Here is an 11,613-nt window from a genome sequence, read left to right as displayed (position 1 = left end):
TTTTAATAATTTATAATTCTTCCTTATTAGCTTGCCATGCAAGCTGAATCTATCATTAATTTTAAGGACATAACTATTTATTGCTGTTTTGCTTGCCCAAATAATCAATAGTTCCTAGAACTTAATAAAAACTACTATTGATAATCTTGTTTGTCTTTAATTTATTACCACTTAAATTTATCGATTCCGAAACTAAACCTATAACAAAGCTATTCGAATAATTGTGTGTTTGCAAATTATGTATCTTGGTTTGATAAAATGCACCTAAATAACCTACACGCAAGGATATTTTCGAGATAGGAATATCTGCCGTAAAATAAGTTCGCAAACCTCGTTGATTGTGTAGTGATGCAAAATTAACAACATCAACACTATTTCCTAAAGAGATTTCGTAATAGGATTGTCCATAGTGTGGGGAGAATAATATTCCCATTACCGGTGTATCTACTTGCCCTCGGAAAGTAATCTGTTTCCAATTGTAAAAAGCGATTGCCGACAACTGTATATTGCTATATGCACGAGCAGAAGCCGGATTGTTTGAATTACGTTGATTATATAGAACGCCTCCGGAAATATTCCATAAACCTCCTGCTGAGAATCTAAACTTGTCAGTCTTTACAAGATTATAATGTCCGCCAAGGCTATATCCCAATAATACAGAATATTGAGTTGCATTTCCGGCAGGATTATCAGTTTTAGTTATCTCTAGATCTATAAGTTGCTGCCTTGTGAATTTATTATTAAACCAGGATGTTTTACGCATCCGTTCGTTAAATATATGTAGCGAAGTCCCTGTATATTTAAGAGGAGACAAGTAAGTATCATATAAATTACTACCGCCAATTCCTATGAGAGTTGCACTATTTGTAGAAGTGATTCTGTCTTCACTTTGTGCATATAACGAATTTGCGCTAAATAAGCAACCTGCCAAACAAAGGCTTGAAAAGATTCGATACATACTCATAGTGCGAAATTTTAAGGTTTCAGACTCGTTTATTGTTTTTGCAAATAGTAAATATAAGAATTACTTATTGTAAGTTCAGAAAACTATTTATTACTTTAGTAAGTGTAATGTTTATATATAGTTATGATTCTTAATGTATATCATTATATATTTGTTTTACTTAATAATATAGTATAATACTTTTTGCTGTACTTCTTTTATTCAAAATCAATCTTTTTTTGTCCTGTTATTTCATCAATCGCATCTGTGTCAGATGAATCTTCATCGTCAATCTCAACAGCAAAAGATCCTTCCTCTTCAGTCTCTTGTTTTTCAGGGAATCGGGTAGGTTCTAGTTCTCTTACTTTACTAATCTCATAAGTTGAAATTCGTTTACCTTTAGCCTTAAAGCTTTTTTCCGAGATAAATTCTTCGGCATCAATCGTAAGAGTCCCTCGGTAGCTATCATTCCCACCAAATATGACTTCTATACGTGGGTAAACTATATCTGTCAGAATATACAATTTAGATGCATTGTTATCTCCTAAGAAGTTTTGTGTTTTGGCAGAGGCTTCAAGCGAGAATCGTTTTAGATACATATACTCCTGATCTGCATCGTATAAAACGGCTGTCCAGACTTTGTTTTCATCGAATTTCTCAATTTTAAGAATACCACTGTCATAGTGATTGCTTAAATCGAAGTTTGTTGTGTAAAAATCTCCGTTCTCTTTTACAACTAGGATTTGATCATCACTTTGGAATTCTCCCAAATAATTGCCCCTTTCGTCATAGTTTAGGCGTAAAACATCAGGGTCGAACCATACTTTTCGTCCTCCAAGTGTTGATTTTCCTTTTTGTTTTAGGGTGATCTTATGTACATCGGCCTTAGTCAACAGGTTTCCCATTGATTGTCGCCCTTTGATGGCTATCTGGCTAAAGTCTTTTTCGAATAGCTGTACTTTTTGTCGTGCTTTTGGCTTCAATAATACTCTTACAGTTTCGGCTTCACCATTAGGGTTTGCACTAAAATAGACAATGCGAGAACCATCGTCACCTAATGTAACATCGTATTCCTTGTCACGGGTAACTCCTGTAACAGCAAAACGTTTTATATAGTGAGGACCTACTTTCCCTTGTCTGTATATTGCATTGTAAATAGTTCGTTTATCATTTTTCTTGAAAACATTAACATACAATACATTCTTGCCGACAAACATTTTGTCGCTAACTTTTACAACTTTATATTTACCATCTTTAAAGAAAATTATAACATCATCAATATCAGAACAATTGCAGATAAATTCATCTTTTTTAAGAGAGGTTCCGATAAAACCCTCTTCACGATTGATGTATAATTTTTCATTTGCTTCTACAACCTTAGATGCTTCAATGGTGTCAAAGTTGCGAATCTCTGTCATACGTGGATGATTTTTCCCGTATTTCTCTTTAAGCATTGCAAACCAAGCAATAGTGTAATCGACAATATTTGCCAGATTATGCTCAATTTCTTCTATCTCTGATTTGTATCTGGCAATAAGCTCATCGGCTTTGTCCGAATTAAATTTGAGGATACGTCCCATTTTGATTTCCATCAATTTAAGAATATCTTCACGAGTAACTTCCCTTACAAAGAGTTTAGTGAAAGGGATTAGACGATTGTCAATATACTCTATTGCAGCATCCATATTAACCGAATCCTCAAAGCCTTTGTCTTTATAGATACGTTCTTCAATGAAAATTTTCTCAAGAGAAGAGAAGTGCAGTGTTTCCTCCAATTCTCCTTTATGAATCTCCAGTTCCCAACGTAGTAGGTTGAGTGTATTATCTGTATTATCCCTAAGAATAGAACTTACTGTAAGGAAATGAGGCTTATTGCCTGAGATAACACAACAGTTGGGAGATATGCTTATTTCGCAATCGGTAAAAGCGTATAAGGCATCAATCGTTTTATCTGATGACACACCTGCTGCTAAATGTATATGTATTTCAACATTCAGAGCTGTTATATCATCGACTTTACGGATTTTGATTTTTCCTTTATCATTGGCCTTCAGAATCGATTCTACTACAGAGGTCGTAGTTCTACCGTAAGGAATGTCTGTAATGACTAGGGTTTTATTATCAAGTTTTGAGATTTTAGCTCTAACCTTTACAGCACCTCCTCTTTCTCCGTCATTGTATCGACTAACATCTACATATCCACCTGTTTGAAAATCAGGATAAAGAATAAAATCTTCACCCTTTAAACAAGCAATTGATGCGTCGCATAGGTCATTGAAATTATGTGGTAATATTTTGGATGCTAAACCAACAGCTATACCTTCGACTCCCTGTGCCAATAACAACGGGAATTTAACAGGAAGTGTTATAGGCTCCTTATTTCTTCCATCATAAGATGGTTTCCATTCGGTCGTTTTTTGATTAAATGCAATTTCTAAAGCGAATTTAGATAAACGGGCTTCTATATAACGAGGGGCGGCAGCACCATCACCTGTTAAAATATTACCCCAGTTACCTTGACAATCAACCATCAAGTCTTTTTGTCCCAGTTGAACCAAAGCGTCACCAATAGAGGCATCTCCATGAGGATGAAACTGCATGGTATGTCCAATGACATTTGCTACTTTATTGTAACGACCGTCATCCATTCTTTTCATCGAATGAAGAATACGGCGTTGTACAGGTTTTAGTCCATCGGCAATATGCGGAACAGCACGTTCCAATATTACATATGAGGCGTAATCTAAAAACCAGTTCTGGTACATCCCCGACAGGTGTAACTGATTTTCTCCATCTTTAACCGGAATTTTGTATTCGGATCGGGATGATGATGTCTCATTCACATCTTCCGATTCATTATCAGTAGATGGTTCATCCATTAAATTAGGGTCATTCTCGTCAATAATATCTTCTGGAAACATATGCGAAGCTTGGTAAACTAAATCTTAATAAAATAAAAAAGCACTCAAAGATAACTTTTTTTCGGGTCATTTACAAACAGAAATAAACTCATTATTTCATTCGTAATTTTAGTGGAATATTATTTCTTTGTTGATAATTTAAGGATCAAAGAAAAAGCGATAATCGTAGGTTTTAAGTGAAGTAAAATAGATGAATTTTCTTTTTTATATAGAAAATTGATACACTTTTTGATCAATCGGCTTTTTTTGATGTATCGTATTTCGGTGATAGCTCTTTTTAGTGGAAATAGAAGTAGAGCTTGTCGGGATCCTGTATACAATGATTTAATGACATGTTCGGATAAAAATGTCAAGCATTTGTTTTCTCCAATCTCATTTTGTCTTAAGAATACATATAACTCTTCGAAAAAAGAGATCCTGTTTTTTATAGACCTGTAATCGTAAATTTTACCCGTATTTGTTGCGTGAAAAATATGATAATATAAATACTCAGGCACGATTCCTACTTTATGTGTATTGCTATGGTAGACTTCCAGAAAAAATAGACTGTCTTCGGAACATATCGATCTTGAATCTAAGAATATTATATTATGGTGTCTTAAAAAATCAGTATTGTATATATGATTCCATATAACACATGAAATGTTACCATTGCTTACATTCTCATATATCCATTCTTTATCAGATGTATTAGTGGGAGTGCTTGGGTAGTTGTATTTTTCTATTTTGTTTTCAGAATCTGTCTTGTTTGTATATATGCATGAAAAATTACACCTGACAACGTCTAGTTTTTCTTGCTCGGCTTTTTGATATAATAATTCATACATATTGGGTTCACAGTAGTCGTCGTGGTCGTGAAATCCTATATATTTTCCGCGAGCTATATTCATACCTCTATTTCTGCTCAGTCCTGTATGGAGGTTCTCTTCGTTGTAAATCAGCTTAATGCGGTTATCTATCGAACAGTAAAATTCTGCAATTTTATCACTTCCATCTGTTGGGCAATCAATAACGAGAATGATTTCGATTTCTTTTAATGTCTGGTTAATCAGAGAATCCAAGCATTTTTCAAAATAACATCCTGCATTGTATACCGGAATAATAATACTAACTTTAGGTAAATTCATTTTGGATCTCTCAATTGAATGATATATTAAGTTTGGCGTAATCGAAATTACAACAAAAATACAAGGAGTATTCAACTAAGCATAAACAAAAGGAATATTTTATTCTTTCTTCAGTGAAAAAAGATAACTAAAGTTTTTCAGACTTGTTTAGGCGGTGCTGGTAAAAGGAAAGTGTATATTATAGGTGTTATGTTAAATATTCTGCTATAAAGAGGTTGATAGTTTTAAATTATCCCTGAAAAACTTTATAAACCAAACAAAATATTTTACTTTTGTGAGTCTTTTTCGATATATAAGTAAGTCACTTTCAGATAGCATAAGAATTTATCTATATATTAATAGATTTTGTATATCGGAAACTGTTCATTGTCAATAGAATAAAACTATATACTAAAACATTATTTATAACCATGGCAAATTTAAAAGAAAAGCTTTTTACAGATTTTCCAGCCATATCTACAGAAGAGTGGATGGCAAAAATCACTGCTGATCTGAAAGGCGCTGATTTCGAAAAAAAACTTGTTTGGAAAACAGACGAGGGTTTTAAAGTAAATCCTTTTTACAGAAACGAGAACATTGAAGGGCTTAAAACAGCAGATGCTTTACCCGGAGAATTTCCTTATGTAAGAGGTACAAAAAAAGATAACGACTGGTATGTTCGTCAGGACATCACTGTTGTTGATTTTAAAGCAGCTAATGCAAAAGCATTGGAGGTTTTAAATAAAGGTATTACTTCTCTTGGATTTATTATCAAGGGTGATGATGTGAATGCTGAAAACATCAAAACTCTATTGAATGATATTTGTCCGGAGGCTGTTGAGTTGAACTTTTCAACCTGTCACAGAAAATCTTTAGAGCTAGTAAAGATTTTGGCTGACTATCTTAAATCGAAAGATGTAGATTTATTGAAATGTTTCGGTTCTGTAAACTATGATCCATTCAAAACTATATTGAAAAAAGGTGTTGATAATGCTGAATGGGTAAAACAAGCTGCTGAAATAGTTACAGCTGCTGCTGCACTTCCACGTTTTAGAGTATTGAACGTAAATGCTAACAAACTTAATAATGCAGGAGCATATATCTACCAAGAGTTAGGATATGCTTTAGCCAACGGAAATGAAATTCTAAGCAAATTAGTTGAAGCCGGATTAGATACTGCATTAGTTGCCAAGAAAATCAAATTTAACTTTGGTATTGGTGCTAATTACTTCATGGAAATAGCAAAATTCAGAGCTGCACGTTGGTTGTGGGCTGAGATTGTAGCTGCATACAAACCTGCATGTAATCATGAATGTCCAAACAAATCGGAAGATGGAATTTGTCGTTGTGCTTCTAAAATCTATACACACGCAGAAACTTCTACATACAATATGACTGTTTATGATGCTCACGTAAACTTGCTTCGTTCTCAAACAGAAGCAATGTCAGCATCTCTTGCAGGAGTAAATTCTCTAACTGTATTACCTTTTGATGAATCATTTAAAGATTCGGATAATTTCTCAGAAAGAATTGCTCGTAATCAACAATTATTATTGAAAGAAGAATGTCATTTCGATAAAATCAGTGATCCTTCCGCAGGTTCATATTATATTGAAAACCTAACGGCTGCTATAGCTGATCAGGCATGGAAATTGTTCCTTGAAATAGATGAAAAAGGTTTTTATGAAGCGCTTAAAGCAGGAGTTGTACAAGCTGCTATTAAAGCTTCTTCAGATAATCGCTTCAAATCATTGGCAACTCGTCGTGAAATCCTTTTGGGTACTAATCAATATCCTAATATTACAGAAACTGCAGGCAATAAGATTACAAAAGATGGCTGCGGCTGTGGTTGCTCTACAGATAGTGCTAAGGCTCAATTCCAACCACTTCCAAGCACTCGTTTAGCTACCGATTTTGAAAAACTTCGTCTTGCTACTGAGAAATCAGGAAAAACTCCGGTTGTATTTATGCTTACAATAGGTAGTCTTGCAATGCGTTTGGCTCGTTCTCAGTTCTCTGGTAACTTCTTTGGTTGTGCAGGTTATAAAATAATTGATAACCTAGGATTCCAAACAGTAGAAGAGGGTGTAAAAGCTGCACGTGAGAAAAAAGCCGATATAATTGTGCTTTGTTCTAGTGATGATGAATATGCTACTCTGGCTCCTGAGGCTTATAACTTAGTGAAAGGTAAAGAACAGTTTGTAGTGGCAGGTGCTCCTGCTTGTACAGATGACCTGAAAGCTATAGGCATTGAAAACTTCGTTAACGTTAAGAGCAATGTTCTTGAAACATTGAAGAAATTTAACGCTGTATTAGGAATCAATTAATGCTAAAGAAGGAAAATAATGAAACCAAATTTTAAGAATATAGATATTAAGAATGCAGGTTTTGCAGCAACTGATGCTGCAGAATGGGCTGCAACTAATAGGAATGCCGAAGCTGACTGGATTACTCCGGAGCTTATTCCTGTAAAACCGGTTTATACAAAAGAAGACCTGGAAGGAATGGAACACTTGAATTATGCTTCAGGTTTACCTCCATTCGTTCGCGGACCATATTCGGGTATGTATGCAATGCGTCCCTGGACTATCCGTCAGTATGCAGGTTTCTCTACAGCGAGCGAATCAAATGCTTTCTATCGCCGTAATTTAGCTTCTGGGCAAAAAGGTTTGTCTGTTGCTTTTGACTTGGCTACTCACCGTGGATATGATGCTGATCATGGTCGCGTAGTGGGTGACGTTGGTAAAGCAGGGGTTTCGATCTGTTCAGTTGAAGATATGAAAGTTTTGTTCGATGGTATTCCATTGAATCAAATGTCAGTATCTATGACTATGAACGGTGCTGTTCTTCCTATTTTGGCATTTTATATCAATGCAGGATTAGAGCAAGGTGCTAAGCTGGAAGAAATGGCAGGTACTATTCAGAATGATATTTTGAAAGAATTCATGGTGCGTAATACATATATTTACCCACCTGCATTCTCAATGAAGATTATCGCTGATATTTTTGAATATACATCTCAAAAGATGCCTAAGTTTAATTCTATATCTATTTCCGGATATCACATGCAAGAAGCAGGTGCTACCGCTGATATCGAATTAGCTTATACATTGGCTGATGGTATGGAATATCTTCGTGCAGGTATCAATGCGGGTATAGATGTGGATGCTTTTGCGCCTCGTTTATCATTCTTTTGGGCAATAGGTATGAATCACTTCATGGAAATTGCCAAGATGCGTGCAGGTCGTTTGTTGTGGGCTAAGATTGTGAAGAGTTTTGGAGCTAAAAATCCAAAATCATTAGCACTTCGTACTCACTCTCAAACTTCGGGTTGGTCACTAACTGAGCAAGATCCATTTAATAATATTGGTCGTACTTGTATCGAGGCTATGGCTGCGGCACTAGGTCACACACAATCTCTTCACACAAATGCTTTGGATGAGGCTATTGCGTTGCCTACAGACTTCTCTGCCCGTATTGCTCGTAATACTCAGATATACATACAAGAAGAAACTCAAATTTGTAAAGAAATCGACCCATGGGGAGGTTCTTATTATGTTGAGACTTTAACGAATGAATTAGTTCACAAAGCATGGGATCTGATTCAAGAAGTTGAAAAATTAGGTGGTATGGCTAAAGCTATCGAAACAGGTCTTCCAAAGATGCGTATCGAAGAAGCTGCTGCACGTACTCAGGCTAAAATTGACTCACAACAACAAACTATCATTGGGGTAAATAAATATCGTCTGGAGAAAGAAGATCCTATTGATATCCTTGATGTTGATAATACAGAAGTACGCCGTCAACAAATTGAGCGTTTGAACGAATTGAAATCAAAACGTGACAATGCTGCTGTTGCAAAAGCTCTTGCTGCAATTACCGAATGTGTGAAAACTCAAAAAGGTAACTTGTTAGAATTGGCAGTCGAAGCTGCTCGTCTTCGTGCAACATTGGGTGAGATTTCGGATGCTTGTGAAGAAGTAGTAGGTCGTTATAAAGCTATAATTAGAACTATATCAGGCGTGTATTCATCAGAAACTAAAAAAGATCCAACGTTCCAAGAAGCTTGTGAACTAGTAGAAAAATTTGCGAAGAAAGAAGGTCGTCAGCCTCGTATCATGATTGCAAAAATGGGACAAGACGGTCACGACCGTGGAGCGAAAGTTGTTGCAACTGGTTATGCCGACTGTGGTTTTGACGTGGATATGGGACCATTGTTCCAAACACCCGAAGAAGCTGCCCGTCAAGCTGTAGAAAACGATGTAAACGTTCTTGGAGTATCTTCTCTTGCAGCAGGTCATAAGACTCTTATACCTCAGGTAATGGAAGAGCTTAAGAAATTAGGTCGTGAGGATATCATTGTTATTGCAGGTGGAGTTATTCCTGCTCAAGATTATGATTTCCTTTATAAAGCTGGTGTAGCTGCTATCTTTGGTCCTGGAACATCTGTAGCTAAAGCTGCAGTTCAAATGATGGAAATCTTATTAGCAGACTAAGCTTATAATCTTATAACCATTAGATAATATTAAAAGTCGCTCTCTTTATTGAGAGCGACTTTTTTTTTATCTACTATATGAACACAGAATATTTTAAGCAGGCTACAAAAGGTAACAAGAGTAATAATCGTCTTATGAAGGTGTTATGGGTAATATAATAAGAAAGTCTTAAAGTCGATCCTCTGTGTTATTTTGAGACCTTATCTAATTAGTTCTTAAATCGTTTAAACTAAAAAGGAGTTGCTATTTAAAGCAACTCCTTTTTTATATTCTGGATAGATATTATTAATTGTTTGCAGTAAAGATTACTACACGGTTCCAAGCATCAATTTGGAATGGTTGTTCTCTATCTCCACTAGCTTGTACATTGATACGGTCTGAAGCAATACCATATTTATTGATAAGTATATCAGCTACTGCTTGTGCACGTTGTTCTGACAATCTTTGATTAATTGCAGGTGTACCAGTTGCTTTATCTGCATATCCTGTAACAGTGATTTTTACATTAGGATTTTCTTGTAGATATTTAGCTGCATTGTAAATATTGATATCTTGATTTTGCTCTAGTTTAGCACTTCCCAAACGGAATACTACTACTGCATTCATCAATACTTCTGTTTCACCTACAACTTCTTCTACAACAGTAGGCTGAGCTGCAAGGCGAGAAATTTCTGCTTGATATTTTTGAATATCTCTATCTTTGTCTCTTAATTGAGATCTTTGAGCATTTATTTGATCATTCAAAGATTGAATTTGTGCAGGATCAGCAACATCTACAAGTGCAAATCCACCTTTGTTGAAGCGATATGTAAGACCTACCAATACGTTTAATGTGGCATCATTCTTTCTTCCACCAACAACTCCGTTAAATTGATCAGCCATAAGATTTCCTACAGTTTCTAAGTTGATACTTAGATCATCGTTTAAACGGAAGTCAGCTTGAAGTCCTACACGTGGAATGATTGAGTTTTGAGTTCCTACACCCACTTCCGAATCTCCAAAATTATGAACATATCCAACCCCCATAATACCATATAGATTAAACATTTTATCACCTTGATAAGGTGTAAAGAGATTGGTCAAATTTAAAAGACCATCAAGATTTGTTTGGATATAATTGTATTTATAGGTTCTTCTGTCGCTTAAAAGGAAACTCTTAGCTTCCCAGCCTCCTACTTGTAAACGTGCTCCGGCAACGGGAGAGAAGTATTTACCTGCAGATATAGCTACATGTGGACTTAATAAGTTAGTAAGGTCTGTTCTTTGGTAGTTTTCACTGAATGTATGAGAAACTCCGACTTGGCCTTGGATAAACCAATTATCCCAAAAACCATAATTCTTAATTGCTTTTTCTTGTGCAAAACCTGATATAGACAGCAAAGCTGTTGCTGCTACTAAAATAATCTTTTTCATATTTGTAATTTCTATTAAGTTTACATTAATACAGAATAGAATGTTCTATTCTACACTGCAATGTTACGATTTTAAGTTAAATTATCGAAACTTTTTAAGTTATATTTTATCTTGTAGTCTTGTTAAGATTACTTTTTTTCGATCCAAGTAATTATTTTTTCCGATAGTGGGCTTTCTTTAGGTAGAACAAAATCGACAAGCTGACCATTTTCATCAATCATAAATTTCTGGAAATTCCATTGAACTTCAGCGTCAAATTTAGAGTTTTCGGATTTTTCAGTTAGCCATTTGTAAATTGGATCTTTGTTTTCACCAATAACAGTTACTTTATCCATTATAGGAAAGGTCACCCCATAATTGAGAGTACAGAATTCCTTTATTTCTTTATTAGTACCTGGTTCTTGTCCTTTAAAATCATTAGAAGGGAAACCAATAATGATAAAATTCTGATCCTTATATTTTTGATATAATTCTTCTAATAGCTCATACTGTGGAGTTAAACCACATTTAGATGCCACATTTACAACTAATACTTTCTTTCCTTTTAAAGAAGACATATCAAATTCTTGTTCATCAATATCTTTTACCTTAAAATCGTAAAGTGATTTTTGTTGTGCCATAGTTGAATTTATAATAAGAGTCATCAGTACGGTGAATATTATCTTATGCATAATAGTATTTGTTTATCTTTTTTATATAACAATGTAAAATGGTTTTTAGTTCTTATTTATGTG

At 35.0% G+C, this 11,613-nt stretch carries 7 protein-coding genes; 2 read left to right on the top strand and 5 right to left on the bottom strand.

The window, feature by feature from the left end:
* Positions 1-121: 121 nt before the first annotated feature.
* The 3 genes from G7051_RS16640 to G7051_RS16630 all read right to left on the bottom strand — a co-directional run bounded on the left by G7051_RS16640 (position 122) and on the right by G7051_RS16630 (position 4,991).
* Positions 122-964: a DUF3316 domain-containing protein gene (locus G7051_RS16640; RefSeq protein ID WP_166202057.1), complete on the bottom strand. Its 843-nt coding sequence runs from the start codon at positions 962-964 to the stop codon at positions 122-124.
* Between the two features lie 197 nt (positions 965-1,161).
* Positions 1,162-3,822, bottom strand: coding sequence for a DNA gyrase/topoisomerase IV subunit A (locus G7051_RS16635; RefSeq protein WP_255493393.1), 2,661 nt, complete (start codon positions 3,820-3,822; stop codon positions 1,162-1,164).
* Between the two features lie 161 nt (positions 3,823-3,983).
* Positions 3,984-4,991, bottom strand: coding sequence for a glycosyltransferase (locus tag G7051_RS16630; RefSeq protein WP_166202053.1), 1,008 nt, complete (start codon positions 4,989-4,991; stop codon positions 3,984-3,986).
* A gap of 410 nt (positions 4,992-5,401) precedes the next feature.
* On the opposite strand from G7051_RS16630, the gene mutA reads away from it, so the two are divergent.
* Both mutA and scpA read left to right on the top strand, forming a co-directional pair.
* The gene (gene mutA, locus G7051_RS16625; RefSeq protein ID WP_166202051.1) at positions 5,402-7,297 is read left to right on the top strand and encodes a methylmalonyl-CoA mutase small subunit; all 1,896 of its coding nucleotides are present in this window, start codon (positions 5,402-5,404) and stop codon (positions 7,295-7,297) included.
* Between the two features lie 18 nt (positions 7,298-7,315).
* Positions 7,316-9,466, top strand: coding sequence for a methylmalonyl-CoA mutase (gene scpA / locus G7051_RS16620; RefSeq protein WP_166117290.1), 2,151 nt, complete (start codon positions 7,316-7,318; stop codon positions 9,464-9,466).
* 285 nt (positions 9,467-9,751) lie between these two features.
* On the opposite strand, the gene G7051_RS16615 is transcribed toward scpA, so the two are convergent.
* Positions 9,752-10,879 (bottom strand): OmpA family protein, encoded by a 1,128-nt coding sequence (locus tag G7051_RS16615; RefSeq protein ID WP_166202049.1) that lies wholly within the window; start codon positions 10,877-10,879, stop codon positions 9,752-9,754.
* A 128-nt stretch (positions 10,880-11,007) separates the two neighbouring features.
* Positions 11,008-11,550 carry a glutathione peroxidase gene (locus tag G7051_RS16610; RefSeq protein WP_166117288.1) on the bottom strand — a complete coding sequence of 181 codons (543 nt, stop codon included), beginning with the start codon at positions 11,548-11,550 and terminating at the stop codon, positions 11,008-11,010.
* Positions 11,551-11,613: the final 63 nt, after the last annotated feature.

Origin of the sequence: Dysgonomonas sp. HDW5B, assembly GCF_011299335.1 — a bacterium.
Lineage (GTDB): Bacteria > Bacteroidota > Bacteroidia > Bacteroidales > Dysgonomonadaceae > Dysgonomonas_A.
This window is presented reverse-complemented; position numbering and strand designations above follow the sequence as displayed.

Coding starts and splice junctions, on each gene's coding strand:
- scpA (WP_166117290.1), top strand. CDS start 7,316: ATGAAACCAAATTTTAAGAATATAGATATTAAGAATGCAGGTTTTGCA.
- G7051_RS16630 (WP_166202053.1), bottom strand. CDS start 4,991: ATGAATTTACCTAAAGTTAGTATTATTATTCCGGTATACAATGCAGGA.
- G7051_RS16610 (WP_166117288.1), bottom strand. CDS start 11,550: ATGCATAAGATAATATTCACCGTACTGATGACTCTTATTATAAATTCA.
- mutA (WP_166202051.1), top strand. CDS start 5,402: ATGGCAAATTTAAAAGAAAAGCTTTTTACAGATTTTCCAGCCATATCT.
- G7051_RS16615 (WP_166202049.1), bottom strand. CDS start 10,879: ATGAAAAAGATTATTTTAGTAGCAGCAACAGCTTTGCTGTCTATATCA.
- G7051_RS16640 (WP_166202057.1), bottom strand. CDS start 964: ATGAGTATGTATCGAATCTTTTCAAGCCTTTGTTTGGCAGGTTGCTTA.
- G7051_RS16635 (WP_255493393.1), bottom strand. CDS start 3,822: ATGGATGAACCATCTACTGATAATGAATCGGAAGATGTGAATGAGACA.